Genomic DNA, 21,249 nt, shown 5'->3' on the forward strand with positions numbered 1-21,249 from the left:
GGAGAATAGAGATGAAAGTGATAACGAAAGAATTTATAACGAACGTGCTCTCAAAGGACAATGCAGCCTGTGCTTCCATTCAGGCGGGAGAGACGGTGGTATTTGAAACGTATGACTGCTTTACGAACCAGTTCCTGCCGGAGGAGGCCACCTTTGAAAATGTGGTGAGAAAACCGGGGAATCCGGCCACCGGCCCTCTGTACATTGAGGGAGCGATGCCGGGAGACATGCTTAAGATCGAGATTCTGGATATCGAGCTGGGACCTGTCGGCATTGTGATGCTGGGGCCGAACAGCGGAAGCGAGAGGTCGGATTTTCCGAAAAAGGTATTAAAACGCGTTCCTGTCAAAGATGGAAAGGCATACTACGACGGCAAAGTGGAAATACCGGTGGAGCCGATGATCGGCGTGATCGGTGTGGCGCCGGCGGGAGAGGGCGTTTCTACCGTAACTCCCATGGATCACGGCGGAAATATGGACTGCACCCAGATCAAGAAGGGCGCCGTGCTGTATCTTCCTGTCTTTGCCGAGGGCGGCCTTCTGTCCATGGGTGATTTCCACGCCATCATGGGCGACGGGGAAGTGGAGGACTGCGGCCTGGAGATCGAAGGCCGGGCTACGGTTCGCGTCGATGTGGTGCGGAACGAGTACTGCGTCCCATATCCCATGATCGAGACAGAGGACCGTCTGATCACCATCGCATCGGCGGAAGATGTGGAAGGCGCCTGGCGGGCCGCGACGAGACAAATGTATGATTTCATGAGAGAAAAGATTGGAATGGATGTTTCGGATGCCGGCATGCTTCTGACGATGACAGGCAATCTGATCATCTGCCAGACCGTGAATCCGATGAAAACCGTTAGAATGGAACTGCCTCGTTATATAACTCAGAGTTATGGCTTTTATTCGATCTTTGGTTCCTGAGGAAAATGTCTTGACTTTTATATGGAAAAGTATAATAATGAAAAAAATTAAGAATTGAATTAAAAATGAATCAGGAAACAAATCAACGAGGGAAAGAGGAAGATACGCATGGAAAAGAAGAACATCGACTGGGGAAATTTAGGATTTGGATATATACAGACAGATAAAAGATATGTATCCAATTTTAAAGACGGAGCTTGGGATGAGGGTACTCTGACCGATGATGCAAATATTGTATTAAATGAGTGTGCAGGTGTTCTGCAGTATGCGCAGACGATTTTTGAGGGCTTGAAAGCATATACTACCGAGGAGGGCCGTATCGTAACCTTCCGCCCGGACTTAAACGGAGAGCGTATGGAGAATTCCGCCAGAAGGCTTGAGATGCCGGTATTCCCGAAGGAGCGTTTCGTGGAGGCCGTTACGAAGGCAGTGGCGGCCAATGCCGCCTACGTGCCGCCATTTGGAAGCGGAGCGACGCTCTATGTCAGACCGTATATGTTTGGAAGCAATCCGGTTATTGGAGTGAAGCCGGCGGATGAATACCAGTTCAGGATTCTTACCACACCGGTAGGTCCTTACTTCAAGGGCGGCGTGAAACCGCTTACCATCTGTGTCAGCGATTTCGACCGTGCGGCTCCCCACGGCACAGGCCATATCAAGGCAGGTTTAAACTATGCCATGAGCTTACATGCGATCATGGAAGCCCACCGAGCCGGATTTGATGAGAATATGTATTTAGACCCCGCAACGAGAACGAAGGTGGAGGAGACAGGCGGAGCCAACTTCCTGTTCGTGACTAAAGATAAGAAGGTGGTTATTCCGAAGTCTGAAAGCATTCTTCCGTCGATTACACGCCGTTCCCTGATGGTGGTTGCTAAGGACTATCTGGGTCTGGAAGTGGAAGAGAGAGAAGTGCTTTTGGAAGAGGTGAAGGACTTCGCGGAATGCGGACTGTGTGGTACTGCGGCCGTTATCTCCCCGGTGGGCAAGATTGTGGATCATGAGAGAGAAATCTGCCTGCCGAGCGGTATGAGCGAGATGGGAGAAGTGACGAAGAAGCTGTATGATACATTGACCGGGATTCAGATGGGAAGAATTGAGGCGCCGGAAGGGTGGATTCATGTGATTGAATAAGCCGTTCGTTCTCCCGTCCCTCCTGCTCCCCGGACCACCCAGAAGGCTCATCTTCTTGACCGGATTTTTCGGTCAAGAAGATGAGCCTTCTGAACTGTTACAACATGACTGGATTCAGGAAGGTTCGATAAGGCTTTTGGATTGCCTTTTGTTTGAGATTATGGTATAGTTGTTTTATTAATTTCCATTTATATCTGGATATCTAATGCCAGTTACTGGCATCATGGCTGTTCGGCCGAAGCGTTCACAGGGAATATAGAATTGGGGTCAGAAATTGAATAAAAGAAAGGGAGTGGTCTGTTTATCGTTACTGGATGCAGGCTTTCGCAGGGTATCGGATATTAGGGGCCTCTATGGTAATGGTTAAAAAATCTGTTGAAAAGTACAACTGGTTTCAGTATAATGGAGGTAAGGAATATGGTAAAAGTGAATAAGAAATACAAAGACAGATTATTTCGAATGGTATTTAACCGGAAAGAGGAACTGCTTTCCCTGTATAACGCGATCAGTCACTCAGAGTATACCAATCCTGAAGAGCTTGAGATTAATACGCTGGTTGATGTAATCTACATGAAGATGAAGAATGATCTCGCATTTTTGATTGATGATGTTTTAAATCTCTGGGAGCACCAGTCGACCTGGAATCCTAATATGCCGGTTCGCGGAACACTCTATATTGTAGAGGAATACAGAAGGTACATTGAGCAGAATGAACTTAATCTCTACGGAAGCAGGCTGATTACGCTTCCGATTCCTCAGTTTTATGTGTTCTATAACGGTCTGAAGGAGGAACCGGATTGCATCGAACTGAAGCTTTCGGATGCATTTTCCCGCGTTCATTCAGAACTGGAGCCGTGTATGGAGTTTAAGGCGATTATGATGAATATTAATCGCGGACATAATGAGGGGCTGATGAAGCAGTGTTCAACACTCAGGGAGTATGCGGAATTCGTGGCGCGTATCAGGGAGAGGACGAAGGATGGAACGGCGCTCGGGACGGCGGTTGAGGACGTGATGGATTCCTGTATCCGGGATGGAGTACTGGCGGAATTTTTGTCGATCCACAGAGCGGAGGTGTTCGAGGTGCTGTTGACGGAATATGATGAGCAGCGGCATATTGCCGATGAAAAGGAGTTGAGCCGCAGGGAAGGTAAAGAAGAAGGCAGAAAAGAGGGCAGAGCGGAAGGTACCTTAGAGAAAGCGCATGAAGTAGCAGTCAATCTGTTTGCCAAAGGTATTAGCGCGGAGGAAGCTGCCTCGATATGCGGAGAAGACAGCAGTCTGGTGGCGGAATGGCATCGGGAATGGGAAGCAGCAAAATAATGGGAACAGAATAAAAGAACCGGAACAGACAAGTTTTGATGGAGCTTGCCTCGCTGGGTAATCAGTGGGCAGCTCCTTTTGTCATGATGAGAGGACGGCGGGAGATGTCAGATGTCTTACATAACTTATACCGATGATGAGATGGAGATCGTGAAGAGCGGGATAGAGGCCATAAGGAATGTCCTGATGGGAACGGATATGGGGAAGAAGGAGAGCCTTCTTTTCTGTCTGGACCGTTTTCTGGATCCGTGGTTTGGGTATCAGCTGCCGTATCAGGACGCCATTGTGGACCTTCTGCAGATGGTTATCGTCAGTGACAATACGCTTTCCGTGAAAGAGGCGGCATTGCAGCTGATCTGCGATTACGCATGGCCTCCGTTTCCGGTTCTGGAGGAGAATTTTGAGCGTGTGGAGGCGGAACTGAGGCCGGATGTCTCTTATGCAATGCATATGGACAAAGAAATTGAAACGGATTCGTAAATTACTCTTTACAAAATGTTCAGAACAGGTTAGGATGAAAATTGTGCGCAAATTTTAATGGCAGCATAGCTGCTATGTTATTCTGAGTTTTGTATTCTGGACTCAGAATGTGGATTGAAAGAAATAAGAAGCAAAAGATGACCGTGATCAATGGCCGGGAGGGGACTGGATATGACAGCAGTACTGACAAAAGCGTTTGCGTTTGTTGCAATCATCGCCATGGGATATATTCTGAAGCGGGTGGGCTTTTTTCACGCAAAGGATTTTTACCTGATTTCCAATATCGTGATTAAAATAACACTGCCGGCGGCTATTGTATCGAATTTCAGCAAGATAACCATGGATTATTCACTGCTTGCCATGTGCGTAATCGGACTTCTCTGCAATTTTGTGACGATCGCCGTCGGATATGGGATCAATATAAGAAAGCCGAAGGAGACGAGGGCCTTTGCCATGCTCAATATGTCGGGCTACAATATCGGCAATTTCACCATGCCCTTTGTGCAGAGCTTTTTAAGCCCCGTGGGATTTGCGGCCACCAGTCTGTTTGACGCGGGCAACTCCATTATGTGTACAGGGATGACGTTTACACTGGCAGGTATGGTGGTGGGAGAGGATGAAAAGCCGTCTCTTCTGGGAATGACGAAGAAGCTCTTTTCCTCGATTCCGTTTGACGCATATATCGTCATGACAATTCTCAGCATTTTAAAATTGCAGCTTCCGGCAGTGATGATCAGCTTCGCGGATACAGCGGGCGGCGCCAATGCGTTTCTGGCGCTCCTGATGCTTGGGATCGGATTTGAAATCCACATGGACAGGGAAAAAATTGCACAGATCGTGCAGATTCTCGTGATGCGCTACGGCATTGCGGTTCTGATGGCGGTTGGTTTTTATTTCTTCGCCCCCTTCGGGCTGGAAGTGCGCCAGACTCTGGCAATCGTGTCTCTGGGTCCGGTGGCCTCGATCGCTCCGGCATTTACGGGAGCCTTAAATGGAGATGTAGAGATGGCGAGTGCGGTCAATTCTCTCTCCATCATCATAAGCATCGCAGCGATTACAGCCGCACTTATTATACTGCTGTAAGTCAAAAACCCCGCCGCTCGCGGGAATAACAAAACGAACAGACAAGAGGAGTACAGGAAACTATGCATCAGAAGAGAAGCCAGTGGGCAAGCAACGTGGGATTCATACTGGCGGCGGCAGGTTCTGCCGTCGGCCTGGGCAATATATGGAAGTTTCCGGGAAAGGTGGGGGCGTATGGCGGAGGCGCATTTATTCTCTGCTATATCATTATCGTCGCCCTGATTGGTTTCCCGGTAATGGTGGCGGAATTATCAATCGGAAGGAGGACGCAGAAAAATGTGATCGGGGCGTTCCGGCAGCTGGATAAGCGATTCACATTCGTGGGAGGAATCGGCGTTCTGACTCTCTTTGTCATTATGTCTTACTACAGCATTGTGGGCGGATGGGTGATGAAATATATCTGGGTCTATGCGAGCGGCGCACATTTCGGGGCAGCGGTGAATCCGTACCAGACGTATTTCGCGGACTTCATTGCGAAGCCGGTGGAACCGCTTCTTTGGGGAGCGGCATTTCTTCTCCTCTGCATCTATGTGGTGGTAAAGGGCGTGTCTTCAGGAATTGAGCGTGTCAGCAAGGTCCTGATGCCGGCGTTGTTTCTCCTCCTTTTGGCCTGCGTGATCCGGGCAGTCACGCTTCCGGGGGCGAAAGAGGGACTTGCCTTTATGCTGACTATTCGGCCGGAGTCGTTTAACGGCAACACGCTGGTAGGGGCATTGGGACAGGCCTTCTTTTCTCTTTCCGTAGGCATGGGGATCATGGTGACGTACGGTTCCTACGTTCCGAAGGACGATCATCTGGTGAAGAGTGCGGTCAGCATCTGCGCATTGGATACCATGGTGGCCATCCTGGCGGCCTTTGCGATCATCCCGGTTGTGTTTGTCACGCTGGGGGCGGAAGGACTGGGAATGGGCGGCGGCTTTGCCTTCATGGCGCTGCCGGAGGTGTTCGCCGGATTTCCGGGCGGCAAGCTGTTCGGACTGGTGTTCTTTATCCTGCTGTTCTTTGCGGCGCTGACCAGTGCGATCAGTATTCTTGAGAGCTGCGTGGCATTTATCAGCGAAGAGTTTCATTTCAGCAGGCTGAAATCCACGATTGTCTTATCGGTGCCGATGACGGTGCTGAGCGCCGGATACTCCCTGTCGCAGTCCGATGCGAGAGGCATTAAGCTTCCGTGGCTCGATTTCTCACAGGGCTTTACCATGCTGCCGATGAATGCAGTGATGGAAAAATTTACGGACAACCTGATGATCCCTCTGGGCGCTCTGGCCTTCTGCCTGTTTGCCGGATGGGTATGGGGGACGAAGAACGCGGTGGAGGAGATCGAATCGGAGGGAAGATATCCGATGGTGATGAAGAGAACGTGGAGTTTTATCGTGAGATTTCTGGCGCCTCTTGTGATCGCGGTGATACTCTATTTTACGCTGGGGCGCGGTGAAGGGCTTTCCTGATGAAGTATAAAACGAATTTTACCTCTGACAAAGGGGAAAGATGATAGAAAAGGAGAAACTTAATGATGAAGATAACATTAAAAGACGGTTCAGTAAAAGAATACGAACAGGCGATGTCCGTTTATGAGATTGCGGCGGATATAAGCGAAGGCCTTGCGAGAAATGCCTGCGCAGGCGAGGTGGATGGCAAGGTAGTGGATTTGAGAACTATGGTAGAGCAGGACTGCAGCTTAAGTATCCTGACCGTTCATGATCCGGCCGGACTGGCGGCCTACCGTCACACGACGAGCCATGTGCTGGCACAGGCGGTGAAGCATCTCTATCCGGAGGCAAAGCTGGCCATCGGACCGTCCATCGAGAACGGTTTTTACTATGATTTTGAGACTCCTTCCTTTTCCAGGGATGATTTAGATAAGATTGAAGCCGAGATGAAGAAGATCATCAAGGCCGGCGAAAAGCTGGAGCGTTTTACGCTTCCGCGTGAGGAAGCCATCAAATTTATGGAGGAAAAAGGGGAGCCGTATAAAGTGGAGCTGATCCGGGATTTACCGGAAGACGCGGAGATTTCCTTCTACCGCCAGGGGGACTTTACGGATTTATGCGCAGGACCTCATCTGATGAGCACGAAGCCGATCAAGGCCTTTAAGCTGACCTCTTCCTCAGGAGCCTACTGGAGGGGCAGTGAGAAGAACGCCATGCTGACCCGTGTCTACGGAACGGCCTTTGCGAAGAAGGAAGAGCTGAACGAATATCTGGAGTACTTAGCCAATATCAAGAACCGCGACCACAACAAGCTGGGACGTGAGCTGGAGCTGTTCGCTACCGTGGATGTAATCGGACAGGGCCTTCCGTTACTGATGCCGAAGGGCGCAAAGATCATCCAGACGCTTCAGAGATGGATCGAGGATGAGGAGGAGAAACGCGGCTATATGAGGACGAAGACTCCTCTGATGGCGAAAAAGGATTTATACGTGATTTCCGATCACTGGGATCACTACAAAGAAGGAATGTTCGTGCTGGGTGACGAGGAGAAGGACGACGAAGTGTTCGCACTGCGCCCCATGACCTGTCCATTCCAGTATTACGTATATAAACAGAGCCCCAAGTCCTACCGCGACCTGCCATGCAGATACGGCGAGACCTCCACACTTTTCCGCAACGAGGATTCCGGAGAGATGCACGGACTGACCCGTGTGCGCCAGTTTACCATTTCCGAGGGCCATCTCGTGGTGAGACCGGACCAGCTGGAAGAGGAGTTTAAAGGCTGCGTGGACCTGGCAAAATACTGCTTGACGACGCTGGGACTGGAAGAAGACGTGACCTACCGCATGTCCAAATGGGATCCGGAGAATGCCGGCCATTATCTGGGAAATGCTGAGATGTGGGATGAAGTTGAGGCTGCCATGAGAAAGATTCTCGACGACATTGGCATCGAGTACACGGAAGAAGTGGGCGAGGCTGCCTTCTACGGCCCGAAACTGGATATCCAGGCGAAAAATGTATACGGCAAGGAAGACACCATGATTACCATTCAGCTGGATATGTTCTTAGCCGACCGGTTCGACATGAGCTTCGTGGATAAGGACGGCACCAAGAAGCGTCCGTATATTATCCACCGCACCTCCATGGGCTGCTATGAGAGAACGCTGGCCTGGCTGATCGAGAAGTACGAAGGCGCGTTCCCGACATGGCTGTGTCCGGAACAGGTGAGAGTGCTCCCGATATCCGAAAAGTATCATGATTACGCGGAAAAGGTGGAAGCAGAGCTTAAGGCTAACGGTATTCTGGCGACTGTGGATGAGCGCGCGGAGAAGATCGGATACAAGATCAGAGAGGCGCGTCTGGCCAAGCTTCCGTACATGCTGGTCGTTGGACAGAAGGAAGAGGAGGACGGCCTTGTGTCTGTCCGCAGCCGTTTTAACGGAGACGAAGGGCAGAAGTCCCTTTCCGATTTCATCGATGCCATCAGCCGTGAAATCCGTACAAAGGAAATTAAAACAATTAATGTCGAATAGTTCCTGTCCCGCCTGCGCATAATAACTCCTGCAGAAGCGATAGAATTTAAGAATTCTCAAGGAGGGATATTCCATGACGAGATTGGACTGTAACGTGACAAACTGCCTTCACAATGCGGAAAACTGCTGCTGTAAGGCTGCAATCATCGTAGAGGGCGAGCAGGCAAAAGACACGTGTGACACGTGCTGCGGAAGCTTTGACGAGAATAAGGACGGTGCTTACCATAACCTGTTCAAGACACCTGAAAACAGACTGGAAGTGGACTGTGAAGCAGTAAAATGTGTATACAACGAAGGCCGCCACTGTTCCGCGGATCATATCGGTATCGCCGGAGACGGTGCGAGTGAGGCCAGCCACACGGAATGTGCATCATTCAGGGAAAGATAATAGAAAATAAAAACACCGCATGGCGGGAAGCGTGTAAGCTTCTTGCCATGCGGTGTTTTTGCCTCCTAAAGGATCATGAAAAAGGTTCCGGCCGTGATAAGCAGGATTCCGATCAGTTTTTTGATGGTGATCTGCTCATGCAGGAAAAGAAAAGCCAGGATGACGGTGAGCACGATGCTGAACTTGTCTACGGGCACCACCTTGGAGGCTTCCCCCATCTGCAGCGCCTTGTAATAGCAGATCCAGGAGGCGCCGGTAGCAAGGCCGGAAAGAATCAGGAAAATCCAGCTTTTCCTGCCGATATCGGGAAGACCGCTCTGGGTGTTGGTCATGAATACGACGACCCATGCCATAATCACGACCACGATGGTCCTGACCGCGGTAGCCAGGTTGGAATTGACGCCTTCGATCCCCACTTTTGCGAGTATGGAGGTCAGGGCGGCAAAAACCGATGAGAGGAGAGCAAACAAAAACCACATGGATGAGATTCCCCCTTTAAAATGCTTCAGACCGCATCCGCAGCTTCATAAAGTGCGGCGGCCATGAAGTCTGATAGGATCATTGTAAAATATTTCCCGCAAATATTCAATCCTGAAAATTCGTAAAACACCTGGAGCGCAGCGTTCGCGGCAACGCAGATTGTGTCAAAAAAAAAAACAATGGCTTGACAGGCGTTGTCACTGCATGATAGTATGAGACTATAAAAAAATTAGATTACCTAAAAATTTTTTAGATTTCAGAATAGTGAGGAATGACGATGTCGGGATACTGTTTTGAGCATAAGAGGTTTTGGTGTTTCAATAATACATGGTGGATGAGAGAGAGCAGCTGATGAGGCTGCTCTCTCTTTAACTTTGTATAATTTTTCACAATATAATGAGGAGGTAGGAATCATGATGAAAGAAAACACGGAACATTGCTGCTGCGAAGGGTGTGACAGCAGTCCTGAGACTTTACTCGGGCGGATTGGGGAGCTGGCTTCGGAGTACAGGGGAAAGGAGGGGGCGCTGATATCTGTGCTTCACATGGCGCAGGGAATCTATGGATATCTGCCCCTGGAGGTACAAAGGACGGTTGCGGATGCGCTGGATATTCCGCTGTCCGAGGTATCCGGGGTGGTTTCCTTTTATTCCTTTTTTTCCACGCAGCCGAGAGGAGAGCACACGATCCGCGTCTGTCTCGGAACGGCGTGCTATGTGCGGGGCGGAAAGAAGATATCGGAACGGCTTCAGGAGCTTTTGGATGTGAAGATCGGCGATACGACGGAGGACCGGAAGTTTACGCTGGAGGTGGCGCGATGCATCGGCGCCTGCGGTCTGGCCCCGGCGATGTCCATTGACGGCCAGGTTTACAAGCAGGTGAATCCGGATAAGCTGGAGCAGATTCTTGCAAGATATTATGACGGGCACGCTGAGCGCTCATAACTAGGAGGAATAACGGAATGGAAAATAAAATCACAAATTCTGCCATGCTTGCAGATATAAAAAAGGATTACATAGAAAAAAGAAAAGCCTTTAAACGCCGGATTCTGGTCTGCGGAGGTGCCGGATGTATCTCCTCTCACTGCGGAGAGGTACAGGAGGCGCTCAAAATGTCTCTCGCAGAGCATCAGCTGGAGTCGGAGGTGGAGATTCTGGTGACAGGCTGTATGGGAACGTGTGCGGCGGGGCCCGTTCTCTTGGTGGAGCCGGACGGAATTTTCTACACAGCCATGAATCCGCAGAAGGTGGCGGATCTTGTGGAGCGCCATCTGATCGGCGGGGAGGTCTGTGAAGAGTATACATTTTACGATGCGGAGGAGGAACGCTACATTCCGAAGCTGGATGACATCAATTTCTTTAAAGAGCAGGTCCGCATCGCGCTGCGCAACTGCGGGCGCATGGAGTTTGCCTCCATGGAAGCTTACATTGCAAGGGATGGCTACGCGGCTGCTGCGAAAGCACTGGACGGCTTAAGCAGAGAAGAGGTGGTGGAGATCATGAAGGCCTCCGGACTCCGCGGCCGCGGCGGCGCCGGTTTCCCGACGGGAATCAAATGGGAATCGGGCTTGAAAGCCGTGTCCGAGGACGGACAGAAATACATGGTCTGCAACGCCGATGAAGGTGATCCCGGCGCTTTCATGGACCGCAGTATTCTGGAAGGCGATCCTCACAGTATCATAGAAGGCATGATGCTGGGCGCCTATGCCATCGGCGCAGACAAGGGTTACGTCTATGTCAGGGCGGAATACCCGATCGCAGTGGAGCGACTTTCCGCCGCCATCGAGCAGGCGAGAGACCGGGGACTTCTGGGAACCGATATTCTGGGAAGCGGATTTCAGTTCGATCTGGAGATCCGGATCGGCGCGGGCGCGTTTGTCTGCGGCGAGGAGACCTCCCTTCTGGCGTCCATAGAGGGAAAACGCGGGGAGCCGAGGCAGAAACCGCCGTTCCCGTTTGAGCGGGGCTTATTCGATAAGCCGACGATTATAGACAATGTGGAGACGCTGGCAAACGCGGCGCCCATTATCTTAAACGGCGCGGAGTGGTACCGGCAGTTCGGCACGGAAAAGAGCGCAGGCACCAAGGTATTCGCCCTTGCGGGAGACATTATCAACGCGGGAATTATCGAGGTCCCCATGGGAATACGGCTGGGAGACATTATCTATAAAATCGGCGGAGGCATCACGGGAGGACGGAAATTCAAGGCGATTCAGTCCGGCGGTCCTTCCGGCGGCTGTCTCACCGGGGAACATTTAAACACGGCGGTGGATTATGAATCCCTGGCGAAGCTGGGAGCCATCATGGGATCCGGCGGCCTGGTGGTTATGAGTGAAAACACGTGTATGGTTGATACCGCCAGATACTTTATGGACTTTATCCGTGATGAGTCCTGCGGAAAGTGTCTGCCCTGCCGGAACGGCACAAAGCGGATGCTGGAGATTCTGGAACGGATTACGGAAGGAAAGGGCGAGGAAGGCGATTTGGAGCTTCTGGAGGAGCTGGCGGAGACCATCAGACAGACAGCCATGTGCGGCCTGGGCCAGACTGCCCCGAATCCGGTGCTTTCCACACTCCGTTATTTCAGAAACGAATACGAGGAACATATTTACGAGAAACACTGCCGCGCCGGAGTCTGTTCCGAGCTGCAGACGTCGCCGTGCCGCAACGCCTGTCCGGCCAACGTGTTTGTACCTGGCTATATCAGCCTGCTCTCCGCAGGAAGGTTTGAGGACGCATACCGGCTGATCCGCCAGGATAATCCATTCCCGTCCGTCTGCGGCCGCATCTGTACACATCCGTGCGAGGAACGCTGCCGCCGCGCCCAGGTGGACGAAGCCGTCTCCATCTGTTCCTTAAAGCGCTTCATCGGAGACTATGTGCTTCAGGATGGATACGAGATTCCGAAGGTGGAGGCGAAGCCTGCCACGGGGAAACGAATTTCTGTCGTGGGAGGCGGACCATCCGGTTTGACCTGTGCGTATTACCTGGCTAATTTAGGCCATGAGGTTCACGTATATGAGGCGGAGAGTGTTGCCGGCGGAGTTCTTTACTGGGGAATTCCGGAGTACCGCCTTCCGAAGGAGGTGCTGGCAAAAGAGGTGAAGGCCATCGAACAGAGCGGCGTGAACATCCACTGCAACGTAAGAATCGGGGAGGCGATCTCCTTTGAGGAATTGAAAAATCAGAGCGACGCCGTCTACGTGGCGATCGGAACACAGCAGTCGAGAACCTTAGGGATTCCGGGTGAGGATTTACCGGGAGTGGAAAACGGCCTTATTTTCTTAAAGCGAATCGGCTTAAAACAGAGCCTTTCGGTTCCCGAACGTCTTGTCGTCATAGGCGGCGGAAGCACGGCCATGGATGTGGCGCGTACGGCGGTCCGGCTCGGCTCAAAGGAGGTAACGGTCGTATACCGCAGAACCGAGCGGGAAATGCCGGCTGGCGCCGAGGAGGTCAAGGAAGCGAGAGAAGAGGGAATCCGCATTATCACCCTGGCATCCCCTGTGAGAATCACAGAGAAAGACGGCGCTGTCTGCGGCATCGAGCTGGTAAAACGGCAGCTTACGGATTACGGTCCGGATGGCCGGCGCAGAAGCGCACATATCGAGGGCTCCGAGTTTCTGCTGGAGTGTGACGGCATCATAACGGCCATCAACCAGGATGTGGATCATAAATTCCATCAGACAACCCAGCTGGACTTCGACGGAAAGGGCAGGATTGATGTTCATCAGTTCACCAGCCGCACTTCGGAGGAAGGCGTGTTTGCGGGAGGTGATACGAGCCCGTGGGGAGCCAATGTCGCCGTCAACGCCATTGCCGACGGAAAGAAAGCGGCCGTTAATATCGACAAGTACTTAGGCGGCAGCGGAGAACTGAATATGGGCGAGTGGCTGGAGATTCCGGTGATCCCCGACATGGAAGTGACCGAACCGCATATGAGATTCCCGGTCAGAACGCTTCCTGTGGATGAGAGGATCGACAACTTTAAGGAAGTGGCGTGCGGCTTCCACAAATTAGACGCAATCGGTGAGGCGTTCCGGTGCCTGCACTGTGACAGGAGGTAAGAGAGATGATAAAGCTGACAATCAATGGAAAAACAGTAGAAATAGAAGAGGGAGCGACCATCATGGAGGCAGCGGCCAAAGCCGGCATCAAAATCCCAAGCCTCTGTCATTTAAAAGATGTCCATACATACGGTTCCTGCCGGATCTGTGTCGTGGAGGTGGATGGGATGAAGAATCTCCAGGCCTCCTGCATCGTCAGGGCGAGGGATGGCATGGTGGTTCATACGAATTCGCCGAAGGTCCGTGCGGCCAGAAAGGTCCTGTATGAACTGCTGCTTTCCGACCATCCGAAGGACTGCTTAAGCTGCAACAGAAACCAGAACTGCGAACTCCAGGAACTGGGCTATGAACTGGGAATCACGGAGACCCGGCTGGAGGGTGAGCGCTCCGAATGCAGCGTGGATATTTCCCCTTCCATCACCAGGGATACCAGCAAATGTATCCTGTGCCGCCGCTGTGTGACCGTATGCAACGAGATACAGCACGTGGGGGCCATACAGGCGCAGAACCGCGGCTTCGATACGGTCATCAGTCCGGCTATGGGGCTTCCGCTTAATTCCACGGCCTGTGCCATGTGCGGCCAGTGTACGGTAGTCTGTCCCACCGGTGCGCTGCAGGAGACGGATGGCTTAAGCCGGGTTTGGAAGGCATTAGGTGACCCGGGCAAGCGCGTGGTCGTTCAGGTGGCGCCCGCTGTCCGCGCGGCTCTCGGCGAAGAATTTGGCCTTCCCTGCGGAACTCCGGTTACCGGGAAAATGGCTTCGGCCCTCCACGAGCTGGGCTTTGACGACGTTTTCGATACGCTGTTCTCCGCGGATTTAACCATAATTGAGGAAGGAACAGAGCTTCTGCACCGGCTTTTTGCTGTGCTCACCGGAGGGGACGCGGTTCTGCCGATGATTACAAGCTGTTCACCGGGATGGATCAAGCACATCGAGCACCAGTTCCCGGAGGAGCTGGACCATTTGTCCACCTGTAAGAGCCCGCATACCATGATGGGAGCGGTAGTAAAATCATTCTATGCGGACCGCCTTTCCATGGATCCCCGGGATTTGTATGTCGTCTCCGTGATGCCGTGTACGGCGAAGAAGTATGAGATTGAACGGGGCGAGATGGAAGTAGACGGAACCCGGGATGTGGATGCGGTTCTGACGACCAGGGAACTGGCGCGGATGATTAAGTCGGCGGGCATCGATTTCGTCAATCTGCCGGAAGGAAGCTTTGATGCGCCGCTGGGACTCTCCACGGGTGCCGCCGATATCTTCGGTGTAACCGGCGGTGTTATGGAGGCCGCGCTGCGTACCGTGTACGAACTGGTAACGGGACGGGAACTGCCCTTTGAAGGGCTTCACGTGACGCCGATTGTGGGTCTGGAACAGATTAAGACCGCGTCCTTCGTCATCGAAGACACGCTTTTGGAGTATAAGCATCTGGAAGGCGTGGAAGTGAAGGTGGCGGTAACCAGCGGACTGGAAGGCGCCTCCATGCTGATGAGAGAGGTGGCGGACGGCACCTCGCCGTACCATTTCATCGAGGTCATGGGATGTCCTGGCGGCTGCATCGCAGGCGGCGGCCAGCCGCGTCCGAAAGAGGACGATTTCCGGAAAAAACGTGCGGCGGCGCTATACAGCGAGGACGAACACAAGCCTCTGCGAAAGTCCCACGAGAATCCGGATCTTATGAAGCTGTATGAGGAGTTCCTGGGAGAACCCGGCGGCCATCTGGCCCATAAGCTTTTGCATACCCACTATGTAAAACGCGGAAAATATAATGAATTAGTATAGAAAAGAATGGAGACGGATTCCTCAGGGAGCTGAGGCATCCGTCTCCATTGCTGTTATGCCTGTATTGTCTTCCGGCATTAGATCATAAGGGACGTAGGATATGGACTTGCGGCCCTCCTCCGGGAGGTTGTTATAGGATTCCAGCCAGGCGATCGTCTCGTCGCTCAAATCCGATTGACGAAAGAAACGGCCTTCATATTCCAACGTTCCGTTTGCCAGAAACAGCGTGTAATGGTCGCCGTCCCTGACTGCCATGGCGCCATCCCAGAGGGATATATAGCCGTCGCCCTTGCTGCCGAAGTTGGATTGGCCATTTTCCGACGGGACCTTTAAGCTGTCAATGACGGAGGAAAAGCTGCCGTCTTCCGTTCCGCAGGTGGGGCTGGCAGTTCTGCCTGTGCCGATAAAAAGGGTATCTCTGGCATAGAACATGGGGGAGAGCGGCTCTTTTGCGATCTGGCCCATCTCCATCAGGGACTCCAGGGTATCGGGATCGACTGCATCGCGTCTTCCCTTTCTGAGAAGCTCACAGCTATAGACGGTGGTCTGTCCCGGCCACGTCTCCATAATCGGTCCGGCCTTCATGGAAACGGCGTCGCCGTTGTCCAGCGTATCCAAAACGCTTCTGTCGCCGGAGGCATAGGTGAAGACGACGGGGCCGTAGTTGTCAATGACCAGAATGCCGTCTCCACTGGTGGATTTTAAAAATCGTCCGGTTCTGTCAGATGCATCGGAAGGGACCTCCGCCGGGATGGAAGAGCTGCTTTCCTCCGCCGGACCGGAGGCAGATGGCGCTTCCGCTCTGCCGTCTGTTGTCATGAGCTCCACTGTGGCTTTCGGATCCTCCGACGGTTCCGGGCTGGCCTGGCGGCTGGAACAGGCGCTCAGCGCTGCGGTGAGAAGTATGGCGGTAAGCAGTACTGTTTTTTTATTCAAGATTCAATCCTCCTGTTTTTTAATACGGTTCTGTGGTATCATATATTTGATATGTTTACAATACCACAATCTGCCTTATTGTTCTTTACTTATTCCTTGCAAATTTCGTAAGTTTAAGAAATCGATAAAAAACACTTGACTTTTCTTCTGTTATATTGTAGACTATAAAAAGTTGTGGAAACAACAGTCAGGAAAGTAGGTATCCGCCTCACCACGGCACGAGTAAGTGACCCTGGTTCATAGCCTTATTTACATAGGTATACTGTGTAGAGACTTTGATGGTGGGTAGCGTTTGTCTATCTACTTTTTTTATGCCCTGACGGGCAGTAATGTGAATTCCGACCAAACACACTATAGGAGGTGCACGACAATTAGCGATTTAATGATTAACGAACAAATTAGAGACAAGGAAGTTCGGTTGATTGGTGAAGATGGAGAACAGTTAGGGGTTATGCCTGCGAGAGATGCCTTACAGATGGCAAAAGATGCAGAACTGGACCTTGTAAAGATTGCTCCGACCGCAAAGCCACCGGTTTGTAAGATTATCGATTACGGTAAATACAGATACGAACTGGCAAGAAAAGAAAAAGAAGCTAAGAAGAAACAGAAGGTAATCGAAGTAAAGGAAGTTCGTTTATCTCCCAATATTGACACAAATGACTTAAGTACAAAGATGGGCGCCGCAAGGAAGTTCCTCGAAAAAGGAGATAAAGTTAAGGTAACCTTACGTTTCAGAGGTCGTGAGATGGCGCATATGTCAAAGTCAAGATATATTCTTGAGGATTTCGCAAAGGAATTAGCCGATATAGCGGTTATTGACAAGCCGTCCAAAGTGGAAGGAAGAAGCATGGTTATGTTTTTAACACCAAAACGTTAATAGAACATTATCAAGGAGGAAAATACAATGCCTAAATTAAAAACAAGCAGAGCAGCTGCAAAGCGTTTCAAAAAGACCGGTACAGGAAAGCTTGTAAGAAACAAAGCTTACAAATCTCACATCTTAACTAAGAAGTCTACAAAGAGAAAAAGAAATCTTAGAAAAGATATCGTTACAGACGCAACCAATGCAAAAGTAATGAAGAAGATTTTACCATATTTATAGGATCTTAAGTTAAGAAGGAGGAAAAACCGATGGCAAGAATTAAAGGCGGTATGAACGCTAAGAAGAGACATAACAGAGTGTTAAAGATGGCTAAAGGCTACAGAGGCGCTCGTTCCAAACAGTATAGAGTAGCAAAGCAGTCTGTAATGAGAGCATTAACCAGCTCCTATGCAGGCAGAAAAGAAAGAAAGAGACAGTTCAGACAGTTATGGATTGCCCGTATCAACGCAGCAGCACGGATCAATGGCTTATCCTACAGCGTATTTATGCATGGATTAAAGTTAGCTGGTGTTGACTTAAACAGAAAAGTCCTGGCTGACATGGCTGTTAATGATGCAGAAGGCTTCGCCAAATTAGCAGAACTTGCTAAAACAAAAGTGGCTTAATTGATGATAAATTTATCCCCTGTAAACGCGTGATAATTGTTTACAGGGGATTTTTTGTGTTTTTTTAATCTGTATTTTATCTGTGTCATCTCAATATCTGTATCATCGTTCAATAATACCCATTACATATGTGAAAATCTTCACAGGATCAGTTTCTCCGGTCTTCCACCAGCAGTGTCTGGATCGTATCGGGAGTTGGGCTCCAGTTCAATACGTAAAGGGTGTAGGTGCGCCCTGGACGCAGCGTGACGGTAGTGGAGACCAGAGTGTTCTGCGGCTGGGCAGAACGGGCAACATTTACCCGGTAGGTTCCGCTTCCCATAGAGCTGAAGCTGGCCGCCTGATTGAAGTTGGTCGAGTTAAAATAGACATTTCCGATGACCGTGTTCACCGGCCCGCTGTAGTAGGCCAGATTGCAGACCCTGAAACATGCGTTTGCATTGGGGGTCGGGCAGGTGGTATCGGCGATCGATGTCAAATCCAGTCCGGTGGACGAATTGATTACTGCGATGGTGGCCATGCCGTCTCCGACATACATGGATTTCTGCACGTAGGTATAGCCGTTTCCGACTACGGAAAATCTGTGATAGCCCTGTGAGATCTGCTGATACCTGGTCAGCTCAGGGAAGTTTAAGTTGGAGTATGCCGGACGATTATCAATGTAGATGGTAAAGGCATTATAGCCGGTTGCCGCATTCAGGAAACGGATGCTGCCGCGCGCCCACTGGTTGGTGTTGCAGAACAGACAGGGCATCGGTGTCGGGAAGAACGGCGGGAAAAAAGGAGGATAAGAGGGACCTTCCGGATAAGGGCGGTCCGGGATAACGCCATCCGGGTAAGGAGGCATAACGGAAAAATCAGGATCGATCTCCTCATCAAACGGAGGGATTACGTTGCCATAGTCCGGTACTAAAAATCCAGGATCAATATCGTCATCATTTGCCTGTGTTGCGGAAAGAGGAAGCGTTTCAAATTGAGTCATAAAATATATCCTTAATCGATGTCTTTATAATTATTGTATTGTTTTTTATCAAAGTAGTGACCCAATCTTGCATTTTTCTAAAAAATATTTTCCGAAAGGGGGCGCGGACCTGCTTCGGATGACGATTTCCTGCGAAATTCCCGGGCGCTCATGCCGGTATACGTTTTAAATGCATAAGAAAAGTGTTCGGAGGAGGAGTAGCCGGTCATCTCCGCGATCTCACCGACCGGCAGTTCCGTTGTTTTCAGCAGAACAGAGGCGGCGCCTATGCGGGCTTCGGTCCGTTTCTTCAAAAAGGTGCTGTTGTAATACTGCCGGATCAGCCGCTCCGTCTGCCTGGGCGAGAGGTGGATCCGCCGGGCAAGCCGGTCCAGCGTGATGGTCCGGTATTCATTTAAAAACGCTTCCTCCACGATCAGAGACAGGCTGCTGTCCCCGGAAGTATCTTCAAAGCCGCTTTCAGGAACTGGATAATATGCCTTCGGCTCCAGATAATTGCGCGCGATACAGACGATCAGCTGCTGAAAGAGAGCGGAGAGAAGCGGCCTGTATCCTGGCTTTTTCTGTTCCAGCTCCTGAAAAATCGTATCAAACAGGGGAAGAACCTGCTGGGTATCCTGCCCCATCCAGAAGGTCTGTTCCAAAAAGGGCGTCAGGAATGAGGCGCGCTTCGTCTCCTTTCGCCGGCAGGCGTGGGAGCTGCCGCGCTCCGGTTTTTCGAAATCAGGGAATACGCGCAGATAGATGCAGGATTCCACCATGGGATCAGACGGATCGGGAATCTGCTCATGAAGGATGGAAGGCCCGGTGGTATAGAGGGTATTCGATCCAACGCGCCGGGGGACGCCGTCTATCACCACGGTCCCGGAGCCGTGCCGGATATAATGAATCTCGTAACACCCTCTGCCGTGGGCGTGAGCGGGGATGGACTGTACCATTCTGCCGGTGGATACCATGGAGACCTGGAAGGAAACATGTTCTAATGGAAAGGTAAAATTTAAGCTGTTATCATGCATAAAATACCGCCTCCGTGCCGCGGAAATGAAGTTTTCTGTTCTTGTTTTCAGACAGAACTATCATATCCCGTAAATAAAGGAAAGTCAAACATAAATATTCGAAAACACGACATATACCAGTAAAATACGTCAGCTCCTTCTCTTGGATTCCAGGCCATAATTCCGTATGATAGAGAAGAACAGGAGTGGCTGCGTTGTGCGGTGAACCGCGCACGGAAAGGAGAAGCATGTATCATTTACAACCGTATTTGGAGAAAATCGACCGGGTGATCGAACAGGGACCCTACACGGATACGTGGGAATCGCTGTCGGCCTACGAGCCGCCGAAGTGGTACCGGGACGGTAAATTCGGTATTTTTATTCACTGGGGAATCTACAGTGTTCCAGCATTTGGAAATGAATGGTATTCCCGCAATATGTATATCCAGGGGTCGAAGGAATATGAGCATCATACGGCGGTCTATGGAAAACACGAATCATTTGGATATAAGGACTTTATTCCGCTGTTTACGGCGGACCGGTTTGATGCGGCCGCCTGGGCGGATTTGTTTACGGAGGCGGGGGCATCCTACGTAGTGCCGGTGGCGGAGCACCACGATGGATTTATGATGTACCGCAGTGAGATTTCCCGCTGGAATGCCTGGGAGATGGGGCCGAAGAGAGATGTTCTGGGAGAACTGACAAAGGAATGCCAAAAGAGGGGGATGGTAAACGGAGCGTCGTCCCATCGGGCGGAGCACTGGTTTTTCATGGGACATGGCAGAGAGTTCGACAGCGACATCAAGGAGCCGATGGAACGGGGGGATTTCTACTGGCCGGCCATGCCGGAGCCGGACCATCACGACATCTATGGAAAGCCGGAGCCGACAAAGGAGTACTTAAACGACTGGCTGGTCCGCACCTGCGAGATTATCGACCGGTATCAGCCGAAGGTCCTGTATTTCGACTGGTGGATTCAGCACAGCAGCTTCAAACCGTATTTGCGGAAGCTGGCGGCTTACTACTATAACCGCGGAGTCCAGTGGGGAGAAGCGGTGGTCATCAATTATAAGCATGATGCATTTCCGTTCGGGACGGCGGTTCCCGATGTGGAGAGAGGCCAGTTTGCCGATGTAAAGCCGTTTTTCTGGCAGACAGACACGGCTATCGCGTTAAATTCCTGGTGCTACACGGAAAACAACGAGTACCGCCCGGCGGCGGATATTATCTGCGACCTGATCGATATTGTCAGCAAAAACGGCTGTCTCTTGCTGAATGTGGGGCCGAAGGCAGACGGGACTATATCCCAGGAGGACAGAAACGTGCTCCTCGAAATCGGAAGATGGCTGAAGGTCAACGGCGAGGCGGTATACGGCAGCAGGGTCTGGAGAAAATACGGCGAAGGTCCCACAAAGGTGGAGGAGGGCCAGTTTACCGACAGAATCAGAAAGCATTTTACCCCGCGGGATTTCCGGTTTACGACGGCCAATGGTTACTTATACGCTGCCGTCCTGGCGTGCAGTGAAAGCGGGGAATACGTGATTGAATCCCTGGCGGAGCAGGACGCGTCGAAGCTGCCGAAATTCCATGGAATCATCCATTCGGTCGAGGTCCTGGGAAGCGCAGAACCGCCGGAGTGGAGCCGCGATGAAACCGGGCTTCATATCTGGACGAAGGTGTCAGGCGGTTATCCGCTGGTATTTAAGATATCGGTGGATTGATGG

At 51.3% G+C, this 21,249-nt stretch carries 19 protein-coding genes; 15 read left to right on the forward strand and 4 right to left on the reverse strand.

All coding sequences use genetic code 11. From position 1 onward, the window contains the following. Window positions 1-11 precede the first annotated feature (11 nt). The 8 genes from H8S75_RS03560 to H8S75_RS03595 all read left to right on the forward strand — a co-directional run bounded on the left by H8S75_RS03560 (window position 12) and on the right by H8S75_RS03595 (window position 8,794). Window positions 12-923 (forward strand): acetamidase/formamidase family protein, encoded by a 912-nt coding sequence (locus H8S75_RS03560; RefSeq protein ID WP_187019360.1) that lies wholly within the window; start codon window positions 12-14, stop codon window positions 921-923. An 81-nt stretch (window positions 924-1,004) separates the two neighbouring features. Further along, on the forward strand, window positions 1,005-2,057 hold the full coding sequence (locus H8S75_RS03565; protein ID WP_349768863.1) for a branched-chain amino acid aminotransferase: 1,053 nt from the start codon (window positions 1,005-1,007) through the stop codon (window positions 2,055-2,057). Between the two features lie 417 nt (window positions 2,058-2,474). Next, complete coding sequence (locus H8S75_RS03570; RefSeq protein ID WP_187019361.1) at window positions 2,475-3,380, forward strand: RpnC/YadD family protein; 906 nt, start codon at window positions 2,475-2,477, stop codon at window positions 3,378-3,380. Window positions 3,381-3,491: 111 nt separating this feature from the next. Continuing rightward, on the forward strand, window positions 3,492-3,860 hold the full coding sequence (locus tag H8S75_RS03575; protein WP_243270157.1) for a hypothetical protein: 369 nt from the start codon (window positions 3,492-3,494) through the stop codon (window positions 3,858-3,860). A gap of 171 nt (window positions 3,861-4,031) precedes the next feature. Then, window positions 4,032-4,943, forward strand: a complete 912-nt coding sequence (locus H8S75_RS03580) for an AEC family transporter (protein ID WP_002603669.1) — start codon at window positions 4,032-4,034, stop codon at window positions 4,941-4,943. Window positions 4,944-5,005: 62 nt separating this feature from the next. Further along, entirely contained in the window at window positions 5,006-6,391 is a 1,386-nt protein-coding gene (locus tag H8S75_RS03585) for a sodium-dependent transporter (RefSeq protein ID WP_187019363.1), read from the forward strand. A 65-nt stretch (window positions 6,392-6,456) separates the two neighbouring features. Continuing rightward, complete coding sequence (gene thrS, locus H8S75_RS03590; RefSeq protein WP_187019638.1) at window positions 6,457-8,406, forward strand: threonine--tRNA ligase; 1,950 nt, start codon at window positions 6,457-6,459, stop codon at window positions 8,404-8,406. A 73-nt stretch (window positions 8,407-8,479) separates the two neighbouring features. Then, complete coding sequence (locus tag H8S75_RS03595) at window positions 8,480-8,794, forward strand: DUF1540 domain-containing protein (protein ID WP_002603675.1); 315 nt, start codon at window positions 8,480-8,482, stop codon at window positions 8,792-8,794. A 65-nt stretch (window positions 8,795-8,859) separates the two neighbouring features. Here the strand turns inward: H8S75_RS03595 and H8S75_RS03600 are convergent, their stop codons facing one another. Then, window positions 8,860-9,273: an EamA family transporter gene (locus tag H8S75_RS03600; protein ID WP_187019365.1), complete on the reverse strand. Its 414-nt coding sequence runs from the start codon at window positions 9,271-9,273 to the stop codon at window positions 8,860-8,862. Between the two features lie 417 nt (window positions 9,274-9,690). On the opposite strand from H8S75_RS03600, the gene H8S75_RS03605 reads away from it, so the two are divergent. The 3 genes from H8S75_RS03605 to H8S75_RS03615 are packed head-to-tail and all read left to right on the forward strand — an operon-like array spanning window position 9,691 to window position 15,124. Beyond that, window positions 9,691-10,218 carry an NADH-quinone oxidoreductase subunit NuoE family protein gene (locus tag H8S75_RS03605; protein WP_187019639.1) on the forward strand — a complete coding sequence of 176 codons (528 nt, stop codon included), beginning with the start codon at window positions 9,691-9,693 and terminating at the stop codon, window positions 10,216-10,218. Window positions 10,219-10,262: 44 nt separating this feature from the next. Continuing rightward, window positions 10,263-13,340 (forward strand): NADH-quinone oxidoreductase subunit NuoF, encoded by a 3,078-nt coding sequence (gene nuoF, locus H8S75_RS03610; RefSeq protein ID WP_432764174.1) that lies wholly within the window; start codon window positions 10,263-10,265, stop codon window positions 13,338-13,340. Window positions 13,341-13,345: 5 nt separating this feature from the next. Further along, complete coding sequence (locus tag H8S75_RS03615; RefSeq protein ID WP_187019368.1) at window positions 13,346-15,124, forward strand: NADH-dependent [FeFe] hydrogenase, group A6; 1,779 nt, start codon at window positions 13,346-13,348, stop codon at window positions 15,122-15,124. A gap of 21 nt (window positions 15,125-15,145) precedes the next feature. On the opposite strand, the gene H8S75_RS03620 is transcribed toward H8S75_RS03615, so the two are convergent. Next, window positions 15,146-16,060 (reverse strand): hypothetical protein, encoded by a 915-nt coding sequence (locus H8S75_RS03620; RefSeq protein ID WP_187019370.1) that lies wholly within the window; start codon window positions 16,058-16,060, stop codon window positions 15,146-15,148. A gap of 382 nt (window positions 16,061-16,442) precedes the next feature. Here H8S75_RS03620 and infC point away from each other — a divergent pair, with 382 nt between their 5' ends. The 3 genes from infC to rplT are packed head-to-tail and all read left to right on the forward strand — an operon-like array spanning window position 16,443 to window position 17,548. Next, on the forward strand, window positions 16,443-16,937 hold the full coding sequence (gene infC, locus H8S75_RS03625; protein ID WP_025531319.1) for a translation initiation factor IF-3: 495 nt from the start codon (window positions 16,443-16,445) through the stop codon (window positions 16,935-16,937). A 27-nt stretch (window positions 16,938-16,964) separates the two neighbouring features. Beyond that, complete coding sequence (gene rpmI, locus H8S75_RS03630) at window positions 16,965-17,162, forward strand: 50S ribosomal protein L35 (RefSeq protein WP_002603682.1); 198 nt, start codon at window positions 16,965-16,967, stop codon at window positions 17,160-17,162. A gap of 29 nt (window positions 17,163-17,191) precedes the next feature. Next, a complete protein-coding gene (gene rplT / locus H8S75_RS03635; protein WP_002603683.1) occupies window positions 17,192-17,548 on the forward strand; it encodes a 50S ribosomal protein L20 in 357 nt (118 codons plus the stop codon). A 148-nt stretch (window positions 17,549-17,696) separates the two neighbouring features. On the opposite strand, the gene H8S75_RS03640 is transcribed toward rplT, so the two are convergent. Beyond that, the gene (locus tag H8S75_RS03640) at window positions 17,697-18,530 is read right to left on the reverse strand and encodes a DUF4397 domain-containing protein (protein WP_187019371.1); all 834 of its coding nucleotides are present in this window, start codon (window positions 18,528-18,530) and stop codon (window positions 17,697-17,699) included. A 77-nt stretch (window positions 18,531-18,607) separates the two neighbouring features. After that, window positions 18,608-19,546, reverse strand: a complete 939-nt coding sequence (locus tag H8S75_RS03645) for an AraC family transcriptional regulator (protein ID WP_187019373.1) — start codon at window positions 19,544-19,546, stop codon at window positions 18,608-18,610. A 227-nt stretch (window positions 19,547-19,773) separates the two neighbouring features. Here H8S75_RS03645 and H8S75_RS03650 point away from each other — a divergent pair, with 227 nt between their 5' ends. Further along, on the forward strand, window positions 19,774-21,246 hold the full coding sequence (locus H8S75_RS03650; protein ID WP_187019375.1) for an alpha-L-fucosidase: 1,473 nt from the start codon (window positions 19,774-19,776) through the stop codon (window positions 21,244-21,246). Window positions 21,247-21,249 lie beyond the last annotated feature (3 nt).

Source organism: Hungatella hominis (assembly GCF_014288005.1).
GTDB lineage: Bacteria > Bacillota > Clostridia > Lachnospirales > Lachnospiraceae > Hungatella > Hungatella effluvii.

Bases quoted from the DNA above. Each gene is read 5' to 3' on its own strand.
- H8S75_RS03560 (WP_187019360.1), top strand. From the start codon at position 12: ATGAAAGTGATAACGAAAGAATTTATAACGAACGTGCTCTCAAAGGAC.
- H8S75_RS03570 (WP_187019361.1), top strand. From the start codon at position 2,475: ATGGTAAAAGTGAATAAGAAATACAAAGACAGATTATTTCGAATGGTA.
- H8S75_RS03575 (WP_243270157.1), top strand. From the start codon at position 3,492: ATGTCTTACATAACTTATACCGATGATGAGATGGAGATCGTGAAGAGC.
- H8S75_RS03580 (WP_002603669.1), top strand. From the start codon at position 4,032: ATGACAGCAGTACTGACAAAAGCGTTTGCGTTTGTTGCAATCATCGCC.
- H8S75_RS03585 (WP_187019363.1), top strand. From the start codon at position 5,006: ATGCATCAGAAGAGAAGCCAGTGGGCAAGCAACGTGGGATTCATACTG.
- thrS (WP_187019638.1), top strand. From the start codon at position 6,457: ATGAAGATAACATTAAAAGACGGTTCAGTAAAAGAATACGAACAGGCG.
- H8S75_RS03595 (WP_002603675.1), top strand. From the start codon at position 8,480: ATGACGAGATTGGACTGTAACGTGACAAACTGCCTTCACAATGCGGAA.
- H8S75_RS03600 (WP_187019365.1), bottom strand. From the start codon at position 9,273: ATGTGGTTTTTGTTTGCTCTCCTCTCATCGGTTTTTGCCGCCCTGACC.
- H8S75_RS03605 (WP_187019639.1), top strand. From the start codon at position 9,691: ATGAAAGAAAACACGGAACATTGCTGCTGCGAAGGGTGTGACAGCAGT.
- nuoF (WP_432764174.1), top strand. From the start codon at position 10,263: ATGCTTGCAGATATAAAAAAGGATTACATAGAAAAAAGAAAAGCCTTT.
- H8S75_RS03615 (WP_187019368.1), top strand. From the start codon at position 13,346: ATGATAAAGCTGACAATCAATGGAAAAACAGTAGAAATAGAAGAGGGA.
- infC (WP_025531319.1), top strand. From the start codon at position 16,443: ATGATTAACGAACAAATTAGAGACAAGGAAGTTCGGTTGATTGGTGAA.
- rpmI (WP_002603682.1), top strand. From the start codon at position 16,965: ATGCCTAAATTAAAAACAAGCAGAGCAGCTGCAAAGCGTTTCAAAAAG.
- rplT (WP_002603683.1), top strand. From the start codon at position 17,192: ATGGCAAGAATTAAAGGCGGTATGAACGCTAAGAAGAGACATAACAGA.
- H8S75_RS03640 (WP_187019371.1), bottom strand. From the start codon at position 18,530: ATGACTCAATTTGAAACGCTTCCTCTTTCCGCAACACAGGCAAATGAT.
- H8S75_RS03645 (WP_187019373.1), bottom strand. From the start codon at position 19,546: ATGCATGATAACAGCTTAAATTTTACCTTTCCATTAGAACATGTTTCC.
- H8S75_RS03650 (WP_187019375.1), top strand. From the start codon at position 19,774: ATGTATCATTTACAACCGTATTTGGAGAAAATCGACCGGGTGATCGAA.